We start from the raw sequence: 20,259 nt of genomic DNA, 5'->3' as shown, positions 1-20,259 counted from the left end.
CCGGTGCGGCCGGCCTGCCTCCACCAGGGACCTAGACAGCTGGCGCGCCATCGCGCCAGACCACAGGGAACATCGGGTCATCGAAGGGATCGCCATGCTTCATGGTGAGTCCCTTGATCGGTGGCGATCCTTTGCCGCCGCGGTCGGCATAGACGGCGTCATCACCCACCCAGCGTGCCGAGAACACTCTGCGCGCGATCTGCGATCGGTTACCGGGTGCGCCGTGCACGGTGCGGAAATTGAAGGCGATCACGTCGCCGGGCTCCATGTCCCAGCCCGCGATATCGAACTGGTCGCGTGCCGCATCGATGTCTGGCAGCGCGGCATAGTTGTCGTTCTCGTACAGGCGCGTGCCGTCGAAGCGCATGGGCCGGAAATCCTGGCCCCAACGGTGCGAGCCGCGCACGCACTCCATCACCACCGAGCGCACCACCGGGTCCAGCGGCGTCCAGAGACTCACGCTCTGCCGACCATCCACGCAGTAATACGGCTGGTCCTGGTGCCAGGGGGTAACGGTGCTGCCTCCAGGCTGCTTGACCAGCACATGGTCGTGAAAGAAGCGCGCTGTGCGCGAGCGCATCAGCTGCGCGGCCAGCGAGCCGGCCGGAGAGCGCAGTACGAAATCGCTGAATTCAGGGATACGCTGCCAGTTGCATAGATCCTGAAAAAAGGCCGCCGAACCGTCGGCAGGCACCACCGAGCGTTCCATGGGGCCCGGATCGGCCATCAGCCGACGCACGCCCTCGCGCAACGGTTCCATCCAATCGTTGAACGCCTGACGGATCACGATGACGCCGTCGCGCTCGAATGCGGTGATGTCCTCTTCGGACAACTGCATGTGCTCCACAACTGCCATGTCAAACCCCCAATAGAACTGTCTATACATTTCCCGACAAAGCAGGATGTGTGCCAGTCTCATCGCTGTGTCTGCCACCTGTCTTACCGGAAGCTGCATGCAACTCCTGGTGCGGATTCACGCTTTGTCTGGTGCAAAGAGCGAATGGGCTGCACCGGTTCTGTGCATTTCTGCCGTCTGGCGCCCATGCCTCCGGACTCGAGAATCCTAGAGTTGCACATACCTGTATATACATATCTTCCCTGTCCGGGAAATCGCGGGGGATCCCTGCTGCAGCCCTGGTCCGGCCTTCAGCCTGCGCGCGCGAACACCGAGCGGGCCACGGGCAGCAGCGGCTGGATCAAAGGGGAAGCCATATCCCTCGGGAAAGCCACCACCACCGACTGCCGGGCCACCGGACCACGCAAGCGCCGGCAGCCCAGGCGCTTGCCGTCTTGCGACTTGTCCACCACAGGTCTCGTCGTCAGCAAACCGACCCCCAGGCCATTGGCCACCAGAGAGCGAGCCATCTCCAGCGATCCGGTCTCGAAGGCGATCTGCGGCGTGGCGCCCGCCTCGCGGAACAGAGACAGGAAATACTCGCGACTGTGAGGCAGGCCTATCAGCACCAGGGGGCAGAGCGCCAGGTCTGTCAGGCGCACCGTGGCCTTGTCCGCCAGGGCGTGACCCCAAGGCAGCAGCGCATAGGGCGTCAGGTTCGCCACATGGGCCATATCCAGGCGCGGACGCGCCAGACCAAGGTCGTATTGCAGTGCTGCATCGAGTTCGCCACGCTCCAGCCACCGCGTGAGACTCTCGATGTCGCCATCAACGAGCTCAATCTCCACCTGCGGGTGGCTTTTGCGCATCTGCGCCACGATGGCCGGCACCCAGCGCGGCCCCAACGTGCTCAGATAGCCCAGGCGCAGCAGTCCGGCCATAGCCTGTGTGCGCGGCCCCTGCAGCAGCCGTGCGCGCTCTATCAATGCCTGCGCCTCACGCTGACGTACGCTGCCCGCGGCCGTCAAATCCATACCGCGGGCATGGCGGCGCACGAACAGCTGCTCACCCCACTGGGCTTCGAGGTCGGCAATCGCCTTGGAGATGGAGGGCTGTGAAACATTGATGGCCAGCGCCGCCTTGGCCGTGCTGCCGTGGCGTGCCGCGGCGACAAAATATTCGAGCTGGCGCAGATTTATCTGAATCAATTTTTTGAATCCAGTGAATGGGAAATGAATATTTTCCATTGATTCATGTTTTGGGCAGCATGCAGGCATCGCTTCAGATCAACAGCAGGACTCCCATGCTTGCATCAACCGAAAAAACTGCCTCCCGTCCGCTGGACGGCATCCGCATCCTGGACTTCACCCGGGTTCTGGCGGGCCCCATGTCCACGGCCTTGCTGGCCGATCTGGGCGCGGAAGTCGTGAAGGTGGAGCCGCCCCAGGGCGACGACTACCGCGCCATCGGCCCCATGAAGAATGGGCAAAGCGCCTTGTTCACGGTCATGAATCGCAACAAGCAAAGCCTGGTGCTGGACCTCAAACATGCGGATGCGGTCGCCGTGGTGCATGAGCTGGCCCGGCAGGTCGATGTGGTGGTCGAGAACTTCAGGCCGGGCGTGGCCGAGCGCCTGGGCATCGGCCCCGAAACGCTGCGCGCCCTCAATCCCCGGCTGGTGTATGTCAGCGTCTCCGGCTTCGGCCAGACCGGCCCGCTGGCCCACCGCCCAGCCTACGACATCATTGTTCAGGCCATGAGCGGCCTGATGGAGGCCACGGGCGAGCCTCAAGGCGCGCCCACCCTGGTCGGCGAGGCGGTCAGCGATGTGGTTGCCGGCCTGTTTGCTTCCTGGGCGACACTGGCGGCCCTGTTGCAGGCGCAGAGAACCGGAGTCGGCCAGCATGTCGATGTCGCCATGTTCGACACCACGCTGAGCTTTTTGGCGACATCGATGTCGCGCTATCTGTTCACCGGCCAGCCTGCCCGGCGTGTGGGCAACCGGCATCCGCTCTCGGCGCCGTTTGGCGTCTACAGGGCACGTGACGGCCATTACGCCCTGGCCGTGCTCAACAAGAAGCTGTTCGACGCCACCGCTGCTGCCATGAACCTGCCCGAGCTGGCCAGCGATCCGCGTTTTGCCAGCGATGAAACCCGCTCGGCCAACGAGCCCGCATTGCGCGCCGCGCTGGAGGGCTGGAGCACGCAGCACGATGTGGCCGATGTGGTGGCGCGGCTCGAAGCGGCAGGCGTTCCCGCAGCCCCCATCTGGAACATAGAGCAGGCCCTGAACTCCGAGCAGATCCGCTCGCGTGGCCTGCTCTGCGAGGTCGAGGACGAACGCCTCCCGGGCCTGCAGCTGCCGACACAGCCCGTGCATTTCAACGGCGCTCTGCCCAATCGTGCGCAACGCGCACCGGCCCTGGGCGAACACACGGAGCTGCTGCTGCAAAGCTGGCTGGGCCGCAGCACGGATGCCATTGCCGCTTTGCGCGAAGCAGGCGCTTTGGGTTGATTTTGATTGGTAGAAAACAAGGAGAGACCGCCATGTCATTGATTCGTCTGGGCGCGACCGAAGAAGATCAGGCCGTTGCCGATGCCGTTGCACGCTTTGCCGAGGAAACCTTGGCGCCCGTGGCCCAGGCCATGGACGAGGAAGCCTTTTCCGCCACGCGCCATGTGCCCGGCCTGTCCGCGCTGGGCGTGATGGGCATGAATCTGCCGGAACGCTTTGGCGGACCGGGCGTCACCCCCACCGCCATGCTGATGTCCTTGGTCGCCATCTCGCGCGCCTGCGCCGCGACCTCGTCCATGATCGGTGCTCACTACCTGGGCACGGATGCCGTTCTCATAGCCGGCGACGAAACGCAGCGCGAGCAATGGCTGCCGCGCTGCGCCAGCGGGGAATGGCTGGCGGCCTTTGCGCTGACCGAGCCGCGCGGCGGCTCCCACCCTGCAGACATGCGTACCCGGGCCGTGCGCGACGGCGACGACTATCTGATCACAGGCGTCAAGCACTTCATCTCGAATGCGGCGGAGGCCCGCTTCATGGTGGTGTTCGCCAAGACCGATGCGGAAGCTGCGGCACGCGGGGTCAGCGCCTTCATCGTGCCGCGCGATCTGCCCGGCATACAGATTTCGTCGCCCGAGAAGCTCATGGGCATTCGCGGCGGCCATGCCTTTGAAGTCTCGCTGGACAGCGTGCGCGTTCCTCCCGCCAACCGCCTCGGTGCCGAGGGCAGCGGCTTCAAGACTGCCATGAAGGTGCTGGACAACAGCCGCCTGGACGTGGCTGCGACCTCTCTGGGCATTGCCGAGGCCGCACTCAAGACGGCGGCCGACTGGGCCAACCAGCGTCTGGTGGGCGGCGAACCGATAGCCAACAAGCAGGGCATACAGTTCAAGCTGGCCGACATGAAGCTGCGCCTGGAAGCCGCCTGGGCGCTGACCATGCAGGCCCTGGCACTGCGCCAGCAGGGGCAACCGTTCACCCAGCAGTCGGCCATGGCCAAGCTGTTCGCCTCGGAGATGGTGGGCTTCGTAACCGACGAGGCGCTGCAGATCCATGGCGGCTACGGCTATACCCGGGAAATGCCCCTGGAGCGCTATGTGCGCGATGCCCGCATCCTGCGCATCTACGAAGGATCTTCCGAGATTCAGCGCACCATCATTGCACGCTCCGTATTGAACGCTTAGAAGGCGCAGCGGCACCCGGCCGGATTTGCTGGTGTAATCCACTCCATGGACAAACACTCTTCCATGTCGCTGCACGGAAAAATTCTCACCGAGATTGAACAGAACATTCTCAGTGGCCGCTGGCCGCCCGGCTATCGCATCCCGTCGGAGATGGAACTGACCGTCCATTACCAATGCTCGCGCATGACCGTGAGCAAGGTGCTCAACAAGCTGGCAGAAGCCGGTCTGCTGGTGCGCAAGCGCAAGGCGGGAAGCTTTGTGACGCGCCCGCAAACCAGCTCTGCCGTGCTGGAGATTCCCGATCTGCGCCAGGTGGTGCTGGGCATGGGGCAGGAGTATTCGAGCAGGCTGCTCGGGCGCACGCAAAGGCGCAGCACGCGCGAGGACATGGAGGCCATGCGCATGGCCCGGCCGGCCTCCATCGTCCATGTGCTGTGCCTGCACATGGCGGGAGCGCGTCCGTTCTGCATCGAAGACCGCCTGATCAATCTCGAATCCGTGCCGGACGCCGAGCACGAGCCGTTCACCGAGCACAGTCCCAGCTCCTGGATGGTCAACCACGTGCCCTGGAGCTCGGCCGAACACCGCATTCGCGCCGAGGCAGCCAGCGAGGAAACCGCCGGCCTGCTGGAGATCAAGCCCGGCTTTCCCTGCCTGGTGATCGACCGCCGTACCTGGACCGGGCAGCTGCCCATCACCTTTGTGCGCCTGACCTATCCCGCCGATCTCTACGAGCTGGATGCGCATTTTTCGCCCTCCACCATAGGGCAGGCTGGCTGATTGCGCATAACCCGGCCTGGGCAGCGCGCCGGGTCGCGGCGCACAATAGGGCCAGTCCTGATGCTTGCACCAGAGGCCAAATCGGCCTCTTCCCCATATCCAGCAAGCGCTACCAGCTATCGATTCAAGAGTACCCGGTGTCTTCCGCGCAATCCATTCTGCAAGCCGTTTTTGGCTACGAGCAATTCCGTGGCCCTCAGCAGGCCATCGTCTCGCATGTCATCAACGGCGGCGATGCGCTGGTGCTCATGCCCACGGGCGGCGGCAAATCGCTGTGCTACCAGGTTCCGGCCATTGCGCGCCAGCAGCTCGGCCATGGCGTGACGATCGTGGTCTCGCCGCTGATCGCGCTCATGCACGACCAGGTCGGTGCGCTGCATGAGGCCGGCATCAGCGCCGCCTATCTGAACTCCACCCTGAGCTACGACGAGACGCAGGAGGTAGAGCTGCGCCTGCAAAGCGGCGACATCACCCTGCTCTATGCCGCTCCCGAGCGTCTGAACACGCCACGCTTTCTGGGTCTGCTCGACGATCTGCATGCCCAGGGCAAGCTGTCGCTGTTCGCCATCGACGAAGCGCATTGCGTGAGCCAGTGGGGACACGACTTCCGCCCCGAATACCGTGCGCTGAGCGTGCTGCACCAGCGCTATGCCGATGTGCCGCGCATCGCGCTGACGGCCACGGCCGATGCGCTGACGCGCGCCGACATCATCGAGCGCCTGCAGCTGGAAGCGGCCCAGCATTTCATCAGCAGTTTCGACCGCCCGAACATCCGCTACAAGATCGCCGAGAAAAAGGACGTCAGCAACCAGCTGCTGCGCTTTATCGAACGCGAGCACGAGGGCGAGGCCGGCGTGGTCTATTGCCAGTCGCGCAAGCGTGTCGAGGAACTGGCCCAGACCCTGGTGCAGAACGGCATCAATGCCCTGCCCTACCACGCCGGCCTGCCCCAGGAAATGCGCCAGAACCATCAGGACCGTTTTCTGCGCGAAGAAGGCGTGGTGATGTGCGCCACGATTGCCTTCGGCATGGGCATCAACAAGCCCGATGTGCGCTTTGTGGCTCATGTGGACATGCCCAAGAACATCGAGGGCTACTACCAGGAAACCGGCCGTGCGGGCCGCGACGGCCTGCCCGCCGATGCCTGGATGGCCTACGGTCTCAGCGACGTGGTCAACCAGCGCCGCATGATCGACGAAAGCCCGGCCGAGGAACAGTTCAAGCAGGTGATGCGCGGCAAGCTCGATGCCCTGCTCGGTCTGGCCGAGGCCACCGACTGCCGCCGCGTACGCCTGCTGGCCTATTTTGGCGAACAGTATGGACAGGAGCCGAGCCTGGATGGCAAGCCACTGCAGGCCGTTGCCCGCACCCATTGCGGCAACTGCGACAACTGCCTGGAGCCGCCGGCGCTATGGGATGGCACGGATGCGGCACGCAAGCTGCTGTCCACCATCTTCCGCGTGCACGAGGCCAGCGGCCTGACCTATGGTGCGGGCCACATCATGGACGTGCTGCGCGGCAAGGAGACGGACAAGGTCACCCAGTACGGGCATGACAAGGTATCCACCTTCGGCATCGGCAAGGAGTATTCCGAGCCACAACTGCGCGCCGTGATGCGCCAGTTGCTGGCCACGGGTGCCCTGGGCCTGCACAAGGTGGTGAGCGAGAACAGCGGCCATGTGTTTGACACCCTGTGTCTGGCCGCGGGCTCGCGTGCCGTGCTCAAGGGCGAGATACAGGTGCAGCTGCGCGAGGCCGTGGCCGCATCGCGCAGCAAGAAGCAGGGCAAGAAATCCGCCGCCAATGCAGCTGCGGTCAATCTGGGTCCCGACGCACAGGTTCGCTTCATCAATCTCAAGGCCTGGCGTGCCGAAGTCGCCAAGTCGCACAATCTGCCGGCCTATGTGATCTTCCACGACGCCACGCTGGCATCGATTGCCGAGCTCAACCCCCAGAGCCTGCAGGAGCTGCAGGGCGTCAGCGGCATGGGCACCAAGAAGCTCGATGCCTATGGCGCCGAGGTGCTGCGCGTGGTGGCACTGGGCTAATCGGCCCGGATTCGGCAGCGGTCTGGACGCTGCCTCGACGAGCGGCAGCGAGCCGCGCCCCGTACTTTGAACAGGGCCGGGCAAGCTGCTGCAGGCAGCTGCGTGCGCCCGGACATCTGTCGCCGCCATTTGCGGCGCTGGAAATCGGCCGACGCAGAGCTCTCCACAATTCCCACACAAATGCTCGACAGCCCGGAAATATTGCAAACGCACACTGCTGCCGCATACCGTTGACCGAATCCATTTTTGCGGAGCGCTTTCTGCTGTGATCAATACTGCCCAATTGCTGGCTGACGAAGCCAAATACTGCTCGTTTGGCGACACCGTCCACTACGTCAATCCTCCGAAGATTTTCACGGGCTGCGAAGGCAGCTATATGTACGACGATGCAGGCACGTCCTACCTCGATCTGCAGATGTGGTATTCGGCCGTCAACTTCGGCTACAAGAACAAGCGTCTTGAGGCCAAGATGATCGAGCAGTTGCAGGAGCTGCCCCAGGTGGCCAGCCAGTATCTGCACCCCACCAAGATCGAACTGGCCAAGTTCATTGCCGAAGACGCCAAGCGCAAGTGGGGCCATGACGGCCGCGTGCACTTCAACGTGGGCGGCGCACAAGCCATCGAGGACTCGCTGAAGGTCGTGCGCAACGCCAGCGGCGGCAAGAGCCTGATGTTCGCGTTCGAAGGCGGCTACCACGGCCGTACGCTGGGCGCGTCCTCGATTACCTCCAGCTACCGCTACCGCCGCCGTTTCGGCCACTTCAGCGACCGCGCGCAGTTCATCCCCTTCCCCTACCCCTTCCGCCGTCCCAAGGGCATGACGTCCGAGGAGTATGCGGACCAGATCGTGCGCGAATTCGCGCGCAAGTTCGAGAACGAATACCACGCGGTCTGGGACCCCAAGACCAACCAGTGCGAATACGCGGCCTTCTACGTGGAACCCATTCAGGGCACGGGCGGCTACGTGGTTCCTCCTCCCAACTTCTTCAAGGGTCTGAAGAAGGTGCTGGACGATCACGGCGTGCTGATGGTGGTCGACGAAATCCAGATGGGCTTCTGGCGTACCGGCACGCTGTGGTCGGTGGAAAACTTCGGCATCAAGCCCGATGTACTGGTGTTTGCCAAGGCACTGACCAATGGTCTGAATGCGCTGTCCGGCCTGTGGGCACGCGAAGAGCTGATCAACCCCACGGTGTTCCCGCCCGGATCCACCCATTCCACCTTTGCCTCCAACCCGCTGGGTACGGCCCTGGGCCTGGAAGTCATGAAGATGACCCACGAGATGGACTTCGGCCGTCAGGTGCGCGAATCGGGTGCCTACTTCCTCGAAGGCCTCAAGGAGCTGCAAAAGCGCCACAAGGAAATCGGCGATGTGGACGGCCTGGGCCTGGCGCTGCGCGCCGAAATCTGCACCGAGGACGGCTTCACGCCCAACAAGGCGCTGCTGGACAAGATGGTGGACATCGGCCTCGAAGGCGGCCTGGAATACCAGGGCCAGAAGCGCGGCCTGGTGCTGGACGTGGGCGGCTACTACAAGAACGTGATCACCTTCGCGCCTTCGCTGATGATTTCGCGCAGCGAGATCGACGAAGCCATGGTGCTGCTGGATCAGTTGCTGAGCAAGGCTAAAAAGGCGTAACCGCCCTGAGCGGCTTTGCCTAGGCGGCCCCGCCGCTTTCCCCTCTGTCTTCGGGAGGGGGACGACAGCCTCGCTGTGCGGCGGCGGGGGCCGCCCAGGTCTTGCTCGCTGTCTCATGCTTGGGTTGTGCCAGTTTTCTGCGCTGCAGACACACTCAGGCGCCATCACAACCGACTACAAAAAGGCGAAATGGCGACGGAAAATTTCCGCAACCAGCTCGAACCCAGTGGCTTGCTGCAGCAGTTCACCAACCATCCTCCAGAAGGCTTTGCCTTGCTGAAGGAATGGCCGGCGCCAGCATTCACCGCCCCCTTCGATTTGCTGACCACCGCAGATGACGCGCTCAAGGCGCGTCTTCTGTCCTTGCCGGGCGGGCGCTTTCTGAGCTCCAGGCTCAGGCTGAAGACGGACTTCATCGGCAGCACGGTCAGCGAGTATGCGCCCCTGCCCCAGGGCGTGGATGCGGCCACGCTGGCGCGGCAGCTGCGCGCCGTGGCGGGCCGGACCATGCTCACCATCGTCAAGGATCTGCCGCAGGCATCACCCCTTCTGAGCGCCAGCGACAACGACTTTGCCAAGGCCTTGTCCCAGGCACTGGCCGAGCAAGGCTTTGTGACGCTCGAAGGCCAAGCACTGGCCTATGTACCTCTTGGCTTTGCCAGCACGGACGAGTATCTGGCCGGCCTGTCCAAGAACCGCCGCAGCAGCCTCAGGCGCAAGCTCAAGAGCCGTGCCGAGCTTGACATTCGCCGCCTGCCGACCGGTGCGGCCTTTGCCGACGAGAACCGGATCGACGCCTACTACGCCTTGTTCGAGGCGGTGTATGCGCAAAGCGAGATCCATTTCGACAAACTCTCTCGCGCCTTCCTGGCCGGCCTGCTGCGCGATGAGGACAACGGCGGCATCGTGTTCGAATACCGGGATCGGCAAAGCGATGCGCTGCTGGGCTGGAATCTGTGCTTCGAGCATGACGGCAGGTTGATCGACAAATACATAGGCCTGTCCTACCCCGCAGCGCGCGAAGCGAATCTCTATTTCGTGAGCTGGATGGTCAATCTTGAATACGCACTGGAGCGGGGCCTGTCCCACTATGTAGCGGGCTGGACCGACCCGGAAGTCAAGGCCCAGCTCGGCGCCAGCTTCACCATGACGCAGCATCTGGTCTTCATCCGCAACCCCTTGCTGCGCGCCTTGGGCCGGCGCTTCTCCGGTCTGTTTGAAAGCGATCGCCAGTGGAGTGACAAGGCATGATGCAACAAACACCTGTGGTGCTGGATGTCGATGAATCGGTAGGCCCGCTGCTCCAGGAGAAGCGGCTTGCGCTCGCCCAGTGGCAGGAGCTGGTGCGCTTTGGCTGCGGCCTGCGCAGCTTCAGGCGCTTCACCCAGGCCATGCAGGAGCAGCTGCCCGCGCAGCACGGTACCGTGCTCATGGGCAGCGGCGACTTTCACCATCTGAGCTGGCCGCTGATCGAGCGCTGCATTGCCCAGAAGGGCTTCAGCGCCAAGCATCCGCTGCGCGTGGTGGTGCTGGACAACCACCCGGACAATATGCGCTTTCCCTGGGGTGTGCACTGCGGCTCCTGGGTGCGACGCGTGGCCATGCACCCGGCCGTGTCGCAGGTCCATGTGGCAGGCATTACCTCGCAGGACATTGGCTCGGCCCACGCCTGGGAGAACTATCTGCGGCCGCTGCGCGCTGGCAAGCTCACCTACTGGAGCTGCGGCGTGGACACCGGCTGGGCCCGGCGCCTGGGCGCGGGCAAGGCGTTTCGCAGCTTTGCCAATATCTCGGAGCTGGTACAGGCGCTGTCCAGCCATCTGCATGACTGGCCGCAGGACACGTATCTGAGCATAGACAAGGATGTGTTCGCCGCCGAAGTCGTGCGCACCAACTGGGACCAGGGCCGGATGCTGGAAGAGCAGGCCGTGCAGCTGATCGATGCGCTGCGCGGACAGATCGCGGGCAGTGACATCACGGGCGACGTGTCGTCATGGCACTATGGCACCTGGTGGAAGCGACTGATGAGCGCAGGCGACGGCCAGGACACACAGATTGACGCTGCTACGCTGGCCGGCTGGCAGGCCGGGCAGCATGCATTGAACCAGCGGCTGATACAGCGCATAGCGCTCAGCAGCACGAGTTAGAGCGATTTCACCGGCCACTTTTCAACACTTCGCTTCAAGGAGCTGACATGCTGGATCGGTTGACCGAAAAATTGCTGCAACAGGCATTTGCACCTCTGGTCACCACGGGACGGCTCGAAGTCATCACTCCCTCAGGAAAGGCGCTGATCTTCGGCGACGGCGGCCAGCCCCAGGCGCGCCTGCGCTTTGCCGACAGACGCGCCGTCCTTGCGCTGCTGCGCGACCCCGACCTCAACTTTGGCGAACTGTTCATGCAACAGCGCCTGCTGGTCGAGCAAGGCACGGTCTACGACGTGCTGGAGCTGGTGCTGCGCGGCGCCAGGCAGGTGCCCGTCAGCGCCACGGTACGCCTGCTCGATGCCTGGCGCATGAAGCTGCGGCCCTTGCTGCAGAACAATCTGCGCGGCAAATCGCGTGCCAACGTGGCGCATCACTACGATCTGGACGACCGGCTCTATCAGCTGTTTCTCGACAGCGAGCGCCAGTACTCCTGCGCCTATTTCGAGCAGGGCAACGAAGACCTTGAAACGGCACAGCTGGCCAAGAAGCGCCATATCGCCGCCAAGCTGCTAATCGAGCCGGGCCAGCGCGTGCTCGATATCGGCTGCGGCTGGGGCGGTCTCTCGCGCTATCTGGCCGAGGTGGGCGGTGCCGGCCATGTCACAGGCATCACGCTGTCCACGGAGCAACTGGCCGGCGCGCAGTCCAGGGCCTCGCAATCCATCCATGGCGAGCGGCTGGAGTACCGACTGGAAGACTACCGCGACATGAATCGCGAAACACATGGGCCGTTCGAGCGCATTGTCTCCGTCGGCATGTTCGAGCATGTGGGCACGAGATTCCATGACGCCTTCTTCCGCAAATGCCATGAGCTGCTCAGCGAGGACGGCGTGATGCTGCTGCACTTCATCGGCAACAGCGATGTGCCCGACTTCAACAATCCCTGGATTGAGCGCTACATCTTTCCCGGAGGCCATATTCCGTCGATGTCGGAGTTCACGCCTGCCATAGAGCGCGCGGGGCTGGTGATCTGCGATATTGAGGTGCTGCGCCTGCACTATGCCCAGACCCTGCGCCTGTGGCGCGAGCGTTTCATGACACGCCGTGCCGAAGCCGCAGCCCTGTATGACGAGCGCTTCTGCCGCATGTGGGAGTTCTATCTGTCCATGTCGGAGACCGCGTTCCGCTATCAGGACATCGCCATCTTCCAGGTTCAGCTGGCGCGCAGGCAGGATGCCGTACCGCTCACGCGCAGCTATATCGCCGAGCGTGAGACAGCACTGAAAGCCAGGGAATCCGAACAGAAATGCAGAGTCTCCGCGATGACAGATCCCACTGAAGCAAGGGCAAATATCGCTTGACTCCAATGATCTTGTCAGAAGAAAAGCTCATGAAAACCCGGGAATCTTCCAGCTCTCAACGGAAAAATCCTTGCGCACCAGCTTTTCATTGAGCAGGAAGCGTTTGGCCTCGGAGATCAAATGCAAGCCTTGCTCCGGATAGGCCTGAGCGGGCAGATTGCTCAATGCCACAGAGGCTTTGACCGCAGGCACCGGGAAACCGCTGGCCTCGGCATGAAACGCCAGATACGCTGCGCTGTCGCTACGAATCTCCCCCAGGGCAATGCTGCGTGCACGGCCCCAGGTAGCAGGAAATTGCGGCAACCTCGCAAGCAGTTTGGGAGAAATCACAATGACCGATGTGCCCAGCAGCGTCGGATACTGCGCAGCCTCTGCCAGAACCGGAAAGCCTTGCTGCGCCAGCAACGGCCCCATATTGATAGGTGCGGCAAACGCAGCTACATCCCCACGCTCCAGCGCCGGCGCACCGTCGCGCGGCAGCATATGCACCACCTTGACCCTGCCGCTCAAACCATGCTGCCTGAGCAGACCCAGCACAAAGCGGTGCATGTATGAGCCCAGAGCCACGCCAACGACTTTGCCCTTGAGCTCCTCCACCGTCTTGATGCCAGCCTTGGGGGTCAGCAGCCAGGTGTTCATGCCCACGCAATCAAAACCCAGTAACTTACCTTGAAAGCCTTGCGCATGAGCGACCACTGCGGGTGTGTCGCCATAGATGCCGATGTCCAGATGGTCGGCAATGAATGCTTCGTTCAAGTCCGGTCCATTGGGAAACACACGGGTCACGACCTGGGAGAAGCCCAACGTGCTCAGCTCCCGCTGCAAGATACCCTGCTGCAGCGCCCAGCCCGTGGCATAAGCAGGCTTCTTTCCAGGACCGATATAGCCGATACGCAAGGTCTGCACCGCGCTTTGAGACTGCGCTTCACCCAGCATGGGAATGCTTGCCGCCAAAGCGCCAAGCAGCCATTGACGACGATTGAAAGCGGCACAAGAGCCTGCTTCCGACAAACGGATTTCATGTTCTGACATGGATGACAAAATTTCTAATGCGCACGCGCCAGCAGCTCGTAGCTGGCATCCAGTGCCGCGGTAGATTGGCGACCTTTGCCCCAACCAACGGAGGCGCGATAGCTGCCCAGCAAAGCTTGCGTGGCAGGCGCGAGCTCATCAACATGGGCTGCAGCATCTGCCACCGGGGCAACATACAAGGCGTCCTCAGGGCAATACAGCTCGCACATAAAGCAAGTCTGGCAATCGCTTTGCCGGGCAATGCGCGGAGCCTGCCCTTTGACCATGTCGAACACATTGGTAGGACAGGCATGGACGCAGATATTGCAGCCGGTGCAACGCTCTGAACTGATGATTTCGATCATGCGAGCACTCCTTCGGAAGACGGCACTTCTTTGACCCGCTGACGACGCACCCAGACTTCATCAAGGCCGCCAGAAATCAATCGATGTCTCTGGCCAGGGTCCAATTCTTGATGATCGCGACGGCGATGCATGCCCCGGGTTTCGGTACGCTGCAAGGCACTCCGGTACATCCATCGCGAGGTAGCCAGCATGCGCAGGCGCTCTTCGATGGACTGGAACTGCACACCTGTACGCAGGCGCAGCCACAAGGCATCAAGGTTCTGCAGAGACTGCTGCAACTCATCGGATTGGCGATTCCAGTTGCGCTCGTACGGGAAGACTTCGGTCTGTACCGCTTGAATCAGCTGACTGCTGTCCAGCCGAGCTTGACCCTGCTCCTCAAGACCTGGACTGCCAGCGCGGTAAAGCTGCCGTGTTTTCATCGGGTTATGCAAGGCAAAGCGCGCAGCGCCGGCACCAGCCCAGAATCCCGAAGAGAGCGCCCAGGCTGCGTTATGACTGCCGCCTCCGGTAAAGCCACCGCAGATCAGCTCGCGCGTTGCTGCATCGCCTGCAGCGTACAGCCCGGCCACGGAGGTTGCACAGTCGGCATCCACCACATTCAGACCGCCAGTGCCACGCACCGTTCCTTCCAGCCGCAAGCTGACCGGGAACATTTCATGAAAAGGGTTGATGCCTTTGCGGTCAAACGAGACAAAGAAGTTGGGCTGTGCCGTGCGCATCCATGCCTGAATGCTCGCATCGGCTTTATCCAAGCACGCAAAAACAGGCTGTGTTTGCAACGTCTGCGCAATGATGCTGCGCCCGCGCGAAGACCCTGCACCCTCGATCAGCGAGCCGTCTGCATAGTAAAAACTGGCCCAGTTGTAGAACAATGACTTAGTGACCGAAGAGAACGCCGGCCCCAGCCCATAGGCATTGGAGAATTCCATGCCCGAGAGCTGTGCCCCCACCTCGGCGGCCATCAGGTATCCATCACCGGTCAGCACATTGCAGCCCAGCGCGCGGCTAAGGAAAGCGCAGCCCCCGGTGGCAATGATGGTTGCACTTGCACGCACAACCCAGGTATCTTCGGCTTGCCTGCGCACACCTGTTGCGCCGCATACCGTGCCGGCGTCATCCACGAGCAATTCCAGCGCCGGGCTATGGTCAAGAATACGTACACCGGCAGCCTTGACCTGCTTGCGCATCAAACGCATATATTCAGGGCCCTGCAGGGAGTTGCGCCGCAGCTTGCCTTCCACATCGACAGGGAACGGGTAGCCCCATTCAGTCAACAGCTCGATGTTGTTCCAGGTCTGCTCCAGCACCCGATCCATCCATGCCTGCTCGGCCAGCATGCCCCCCATGGTGTAACGACTGGCTTTGGCTTTCTCACGCAAATCCCCGGTATTGTCGACATGCCAAACGCCGCAGCCCGAAGGTGCAGTTGCGCCCGATGTTCCGCAATATCCCTTATCGACCAGCAGCACGTTTGCCCCCTGACTGGCTGCGCTGATGGCAGCCCATGCCCCTGCTGGTCCAGCGCCGATAACCAGAACATCCACGTCGTGCTGGCAAGCCCCCGCCGCGCTTGACAGCGCTTGCCTTGAGCGTTTTCCTACTCCCATTTTCACCACTCCTTGTGCCTTGATCTGCGGGGCAACAGGCCATGCAGTCCGTTCAAGTTCAGTGTAGAAACGAGCCGGCGAAAACAGAACGAATGGATTTCTATATCGTTATTGCAGACAGATTGCAGGCGTAGGCGTAGGCGTAGGCGTAGGCGTAGGCGTAGGCGTAGGCGTAGGCGTAGGCGTAGGCGTAGGCGTAGGCGTAGGCGTAGGCGTAGGCGTAGGCGTAGGCGTAGGCGTAGGCGTAGGCGTATCAGCGTGCTGCCAGCGTGTCCAGCAAATCCGCAAAGCGCTCGTCATCCAGCCATGGGCTATTGCTGATGGCCAGCAAGCGCTGCGCCCAGTCGCGCGCCTGGCTGACCGCGTCGTCGCGTGCAGCACCCAGCACATGGTCGTAGCGGCCATAGTCGGGCAGCACATGGACAAAGGGCAGAGACAGACCCGAGCCACCGCCCCAATGCGCGCGCAGCACGGCATCCCTGGCCTGCTGGCTCGGCATGCGCAGCAGGATCACCGGCCACACGCCCTGCGCCCGGGGCACGGCATCCTGCACCACTTCCAGCCCGCAAGCCTGCAACTGAGCGATGCGCAGGCGGGCCTGTCCGGATGCTTGCTGCTGAAACCCCTCCAGCCGTCGCAATGCCCTGGCCCCCACGCTCTGGCGCCAGCGCCCCAGACTGTGCTGGGGAATGAGATCGTCGAAGTCATCGCCTGCGGCCTCTACCCAGTCACCACGCGACAATGATTTCTCCAGCGGCTTGCCATAGGCCATGCGCAGACCCGAGGGCCGGTAGAGCATGGCATAGCCCAGCAGCTCGATGCTGCGGCGCAGCTCCCACCACAGGCTGAACCGGGTGGCGGCGCCAGCTGCGCTCAGCGCAGCACGCATGGAAGGCTCGCGCGCCATCAGCACGCCACCTTCAAAGGTGCTCAACCCCTTGCCGACGGCCAGGCTGAAAAAGCCGATATCGCCTTTGAGGCCCACCGAAGCTTCGCCGCTGCGCGCCCCCAGCGCCTGGGCGGCATCCTCGATCACATAGGCGCCCACGGCACGCGCGCATTGCAGGGCGGCGTCCACATCGGCCACACGCCCGCACAGATGCGTGGGCAGCACGGCCAGCGTCCGGTCGCTGCACAGGCGCTGCAGGCAGACAGGGTCCATGTCCAGCGCATCGGCGCGCAGATCGCACAGGCGCAGTTGCAGCCCGCACTGCGCAATCGCCAGCGCCACCAGCGGACAGGTATAGGCCGGTGCAACGACCTCGCTGCGCCCAGGCCTGAGGGCCTGCAGGCTGCGCAGCGCCACCATCAGGGCCGAGGTCCCCGAGCATTCGAGCTGCACCGCCTCCACGCCCAGCCATGCGGCCAGCTGTCCTGCCAGGCTGAACGCACCCGAGGGCCAGAGATCGCCGAGCTGCAGTGGCAGTCCTGCCGTTGGCGGCACTGTGGGCTGGCGCATGTCAGGCGACCTGCTCGGCCTCTGGCTTCTCGCTCACCGCCAGGCACATGATGCCGGCCACGATGAACAGACAGCCAATGATCTGCGGCCAGCCAATGGGCTCGTTGAACAGCCAGTACGAGAGCGCCAGCACCGAGATGATCTCCAGATGCGAGGCCGCGAATGCCGGGCCGATGGGAGCGTGCTTGAGCAGGCTCATCCAGGTGAAAAAGGCACCGATGTAGCCAACGAATGCACCGTAGATCCAGGGCTGGCTGAACACGCGCAGCAGCCAGCCGGTGGAGAACTCCAGCGGCAGTGCGGAATCACCGGCCTGCTTGAAGCTGAGCTGCGCCAGCGTGTCAAAGGCCATGAGTACCAGAAAGCCGACAATGTAAAAACGCTTCATAGCCGACGGCCCTCAGTGCAATCCAACGATGGCCACGCCTACGGACACCAGCACGATGCCGGCCACGCGCATGGGCGCGAGCTTTTCGCGAAACAGCACCCGCCCCAGAATCATGATGGCGACGATGTTGATCGAGCCCAGCAGCACCCCGTCCGACAGCGGCACCAGCGACAGAAACGCCAGCCAGACCAGAAACTCCGCCACATAGCAGGCAATGCCCACCCACAGCCAGGGCCTGGCCAGCATGAAGCGCCAGCGCTCCGTGCCATTGCGATGCCCCGGCTCGCTGGCCGCGGCCTTGAAGGCCAGCTGCCCCCCGCTGTCCACCAGCACATTGAGTATCCACAGCGTCACCACCAGGGGCGAGAGATCACTACCCATTCGCACCCCTGGCAGGCGCCGCCGAGCTGGCGATGCGCGCGATGAACTCGTTGAGCTTGGCAATCACTGTGCGGCGCTCGCGGTCGATGGTGATCATGTGATAGCAATTGTCCAGCAGCACCAGGTCGACATGGGCGTTGACCGCGCCGCGCCGGATATCGTGGGCATTGCTGACCGAGGAAATATCGTCTTCCCGGGCATGAATGACCAGACAGGGCGAGCGCAGCTGCGCCAGTCCGGCCTGCACATTCGCGGACAGGGCGCGCAGCTCGATGACGCTCCACCAGGGATTGCCAGGCAGGCCTGCGGCAGAGCTGTCGCCGCTGTTCATCTGCTCGACCACGCGCGCGCGCAAGGCCTCGTCCTTGATGCCGTAGGGTGGGGCCTCCATGAAGACACTGTTGCGGCCAATGCCCAGCAGGCGAAAAAGCGGCAGCAGGAACGCCAGCTTGGTATAGGCCGGAATGCTCCAGCCGTCATAGCGGAAGGTGGTGGACAGCGCGCAGACGCCCGCCACCTTGTCGGGATGGCGCTCGGCCACAGCCAGCGACAGCAGCGCCCCCATGGACAGACCGCCAACCACCATATGGTCCACATGCGGCAAGAAGCGCTGCAGACCCGACTCCACACTTGCCAGCCAGTCCGTCCAGCGGGCAGCCACCAAGTCTTCCATGCTGCCGCAATGTCCTGCCAGCTGCACCCCGTAGACCGTGAAACCCTGCTTGTTCAGACCTTTTGCGAGCAGGCGCATCTCGGCCGGCGTGCCGGTCAGGCCATGGATCAGCAGCACGCCCGTGCGGGCATTGCTGCCTTCGCCGGGCATGACGAATTCATGCGGCGTCACACACAGCTGCTGCAAATCCGGCTGCTGCAGCAACCCAAATCCATCAGAGGCATTCATGCAGTCTGCTCCATGCCGAAGATGACTTGCTCCAGCAACTGGGTGGCCTGCGCAAAATGCTCGAAGCGCGCATGGGCAATCCCCTGGCTCTCGCAATAGTCGATGAGCTTGTACTTGGCCAGCACGAAATCCGCCTTGCCGGAAACGCAGAAGTCCGACGTGCTGTCGCCGATATAGAGCACCCGCCCATGGACGGCCTGCTGCTCGGCCAGACGTTCGCACTTGCAGTTGCCGCTGGCCCGTGTACAGCGATTGCTGGCCCAGGGCGAATCCAGTCGCCAGCTGCGCTCGCCCGTCTGAACCAGATGGTTGGCGATGACTTCCAGATCCCCGAGGCCATGGCGTGCGAGCACATGGCGAATCGCATAGTCAATGCCGTCGCTGACGACCTGCACCTTGATGCCATGCAGCCCGGCCTCGGCCACGAAGCCGGCAAAGTGCTCATCGATCTCGATACTGTCCAGATGGTTCTGCAGTTCAGCCTCGCTCATGTCCAGCAGGGCCACCTGCCCCTTCATGCATTCGCGCGAGCCGATCTCGCCACGCTCCCAGGCGTCCTCCAGCTCCTGCCAGCCCGGCTTGCCAAAGCGGTTGAGCAGGATATCGGTCACGTCCAGCAGGCTGATGGTGCCGTCGAAATCGCTTTGCACCATCCAGCCGGCCGAAGCTGTCCCTGCCGGCGACGGGCAAATCTGAATGCGCTTATTCATGGAAACTGACCCTCACGTTCTGACCGACCTTGACATTGGCGGGCGGCTGGTCAAATGCCAGCACGCATTCCACAACTCTTACCGGGCCACGCTGTGCATCGTCCTGCAGCCTGGCCGTGCCGTAGACGGGGCTGATTCGCAGCACGGTCGCAGCGGGAAACTCCTGGCGGGCAGCGCTGCCGTCTGCGTCCACCGTCACCAGGGCCTTCATGCCTTCGCGAATCGCCGTCACAAAGCTTTCGTTGACTTCGGCACGCACGATAAAGGGGCGCTTGGGCAGCAGCACCGCCACCGGACTGCCGCTTTGCAGCATGCTGCCGCCCTGTGCCTGCAGACGCACCACGACTGCGGCTTCGGGCGCACGCAGCTCGTGGCGCTGCAGCAGAGCCCGCAACTGTTCGGCCTTGCGCTTGGCGACCGTGACTTCTGCAGCCGCAATATCCACTTCGGACTGCGCATCACGCAGGGCCTGCACGGCTTCGTCCACGCTTTGCAGATCCGCTGCCCCCTGTTTGGCAGCAGCCTGCCAGCGCGTCAGCGTGGCCTTGAGCGCGGGCAGGCGATCCTGGCGCGTCTTGAGTTTGGTCTGCGCCAGCAGCAGTTCGGACTCCACTACGGCCAGATCGGCACGCGCCGCATCATCCGCGAGACGCAGCACCGGCTGGCCTTTCTGTACGCTCTGGCCTTCCTTGACCAGCAATTGCTGCACCACGCCCGATGCGGCCGAGGAGAGATCGAGCAGACCACCTTCTACGTCGATCTTGCCTCGCGCAACGGCTACCTGGCTTTGAGGCTTGATCTGGGCTGCAGCCGGCGTGATCACGGAGGCAGCATCCTGAGACGGAGAGCACCCGCCCAGCATCAGCACGGCCGCCGCCAGCAGCGGCGCGCCCGACACAATGCTGAGACGAAATGGGCTTGGGTTCAT

The 20,259-nt window shown here is 63.0% G+C and carries 19 protein-coding genes; 8 read left to right on the top strand and 11 right to left on the bottom strand.

The features are described 5' to 3' along the window. Nucleotides 1–31: 31 nt before the first annotated feature. A complete protein-coding gene (locus CSE6_RS06320; protein WP_059440162.1) occupies nt 32–856 on the bottom strand; it encodes a phytanoyl-CoA dioxygenase family protein in 825 nt (274 codons plus the stop codon). A gap of 290 nt (nt 857–1,146) precedes the next feature. Beyond that, nucleotides 1,147–2,043 carry a LysR substrate-binding domain-containing protein gene (locus CSE6_RS06315; protein ID WP_059440161.1) on the bottom strand — a complete coding sequence of 299 codons (897 nt, stop codon included), beginning with the start codon at nt 2,041–2,043 and terminating at the stop codon, nt 1,147–1,149. 17 nt (nt 2,044–2,060) lie between these two features. On the opposite strand from CSE6_RS06315, the gene CSE6_RS06310 reads away from it, so the two are divergent. The 8 genes from CSE6_RS06310 (at nt 2,061) to CSE6_RS06275 (ending at nt 12,506) form a co-directional block, all read left to right on the top strand. After that, nucleotides 2,061–3,350, top strand: a complete 1,290-nt coding sequence (locus tag CSE6_RS06310; protein WP_174447062.1) for a CaiB/BaiF CoA-transferase family protein — start codon at nt 2,061–2,063, stop codon at nt 3,348–3,350. A 32-nt stretch (nt 3,351–3,382) separates the two neighbouring features. Further along, a complete protein-coding gene (locus CSE6_RS06305) occupies nt 3,383–4,531 on the top strand; it encodes an acyl-CoA dehydrogenase family protein (protein WP_059440103.1) in 1,149 nt (382 codons plus the stop codon). A 45-nt stretch (nt 4,532–4,576) separates the two neighbouring features. Further along, nucleotides 4,577–5,311: a histidine utilization repressor gene (gene hutC / locus CSE6_RS06300; protein WP_238585644.1), complete on the top strand. Its 735-nt coding sequence runs from the start codon at nt 4,577–4,579 to the stop codon at nt 5,309–5,311. 137 nt (nt 5,312–5,448) lie between these two features. Next, entirely contained in the window at nt 5,449–7,359 is a 1,911-nt protein-coding gene (gene recQ / locus CSE6_RS06295; RefSeq protein ID WP_034389953.1) for a DNA helicase RecQ, read from the top strand. Between the two features lie 265 nt (nt 7,360–7,624). Continuing rightward, nucleotides 7,625–8,998, top strand: coding sequence for an aspartate aminotransferase family protein (locus CSE6_RS06290; RefSeq protein WP_034351349.1), 1,374 nt, complete (start codon nt 7,625–7,627; stop codon nt 8,996–8,998). Between the two features lie 189 nt (nt 8,999–9,187). Continuing rightward, the gene (locus CSE6_RS06285; RefSeq protein WP_034351347.1) at nt 9,188–10,249 is read left to right on the top strand and encodes a peptidogalycan biosysnthesis protein; all 1,062 of its coding nucleotides are present in this window, start codon (nt 9,188–9,190) and stop codon (nt 10,247–10,249) included. After that, nucleotides 10,246–11,145, top strand: coding sequence for a hypothetical protein (locus tag CSE6_RS06280; RefSeq protein ID WP_080746056.1), 900 nt, complete (start codon nt 10,246–10,248; stop codon nt 11,143–11,145). Before CSE6_RS06285 ends, CSE6_RS06280 begins: the two co-directional genes overlap by 4 nt. A gap of 47 nt (nt 11,146–11,192) precedes the next feature. Then, nucleotides 11,193–12,506, top strand: coding sequence for a cyclopropane-fatty-acyl-phospholipid synthase family protein (locus CSE6_RS06275; protein WP_059440102.1), 1,314 nt, complete (start codon nt 11,193–11,195; stop codon nt 12,504–12,506). Between the two features lie 27 nt (nt 12,507–12,533). Here the strand turns inward: CSE6_RS06275 and CSE6_RS06270 are convergent, their stop codons facing one another. The 9 genes from CSE6_RS06270 to CSE6_RS06225 form a co-directional block, all read right to left on the bottom strand. Then, nucleotides 12,534–13,538 carry an ABC transporter substrate-binding protein gene (locus CSE6_RS06270; RefSeq protein ID WP_034406791.1) on the bottom strand — a complete coding sequence of 335 codons (1,005 nt, stop codon included), beginning with the start codon at nt 13,536–13,538 and terminating at the stop codon, nt 12,534–12,536. 14 nt (nt 13,539–13,552) lie between these two features. Continuing rightward, entirely contained in the window at nt 13,553–13,882 is a 330-nt protein-coding gene (locus CSE6_RS06265; protein WP_034382744.1) for a ferredoxin family protein, read from the bottom strand. Further along, complete coding sequence (locus CSE6_RS06260) at nt 13,879–15,492, bottom strand: FAD-dependent oxidoreductase (protein ID WP_059440101.1); 1,614 nt, start codon at nt 15,490–15,492, stop codon at nt 13,879–13,881. Before CSE6_RS06260 ends, CSE6_RS06265 begins: the two co-directional genes overlap by 4 nt. A gap of 253 nt (nt 15,493–15,745) precedes the next feature. Then, nucleotides 15,746–16,951: a DegT/DnrJ/EryC1/StrS family aminotransferase gene (locus tag CSE6_RS06250; RefSeq protein WP_059440100.1), complete on the bottom strand. Its 1,206-nt coding sequence runs from the start codon at nt 16,949–16,951 to the stop codon at nt 15,746–15,748. 1 nt (nt 16,952) lies between these two features. Continuing rightward, on the bottom strand, nt 16,953–17,339 hold the full coding sequence (locus CSE6_RS06245; protein WP_045839271.1) for a multidrug efflux SMR transporter: 387 nt from the start codon (nt 17,337–17,339) through the stop codon (nt 16,953–16,955). A 12-nt stretch (nt 17,340–17,351) separates the two neighbouring features. After that, entirely contained in the window at nt 17,352–17,720 is a 369-nt protein-coding gene (locus CSE6_RS06240) for an EamA family transporter (protein ID WP_003069552.1), read from the bottom strand. Beyond that, a complete protein-coding gene (locus CSE6_RS06235; protein WP_034406782.1) occupies nt 17,713–18,621 on the bottom strand; it encodes a carboxylesterase in 909 nt (302 codons plus the stop codon). Before CSE6_RS06235 ends, CSE6_RS06240 begins: the two co-directional genes overlap by 8 nt. Beyond that, nucleotides 18,618–19,331, bottom strand: coding sequence for an MtnX-like HAD-IB family phosphatase (locus CSE6_RS06230; protein WP_059440099.1), 714 nt, complete (start codon nt 19,329–19,331; stop codon nt 18,618–18,620). Before CSE6_RS06230 ends, CSE6_RS06235 begins: the two co-directional genes overlap by 4 nt. After that, the gene (locus CSE6_RS06225; RefSeq protein WP_034351332.1) at nt 19,324–20,259 is read right to left on the bottom strand and encodes an HlyD family secretion protein; all 936 of its coding nucleotides are present in this window, start codon (nt 20,257–20,259) and stop codon (nt 19,324–19,326) included. The genes CSE6_RS06230 and CSE6_RS06225 overlap by 8 nt, the downstream gene beginning before the upstream one ends.

This window comes from Comamonas sp. E6, assembly GCF_001010305.1.
Classification (GTDB): domain Bacteria; phylum Pseudomonadota; class Gammaproteobacteria; order Burkholderiales; family Burkholderiaceae_C; genus Comamonas; species Comamonas thiooxydans.
Note: the sequence above shows the minus strand (reverse complement) of the source record. Positions and strands in the feature narration are given on the sequence as shown.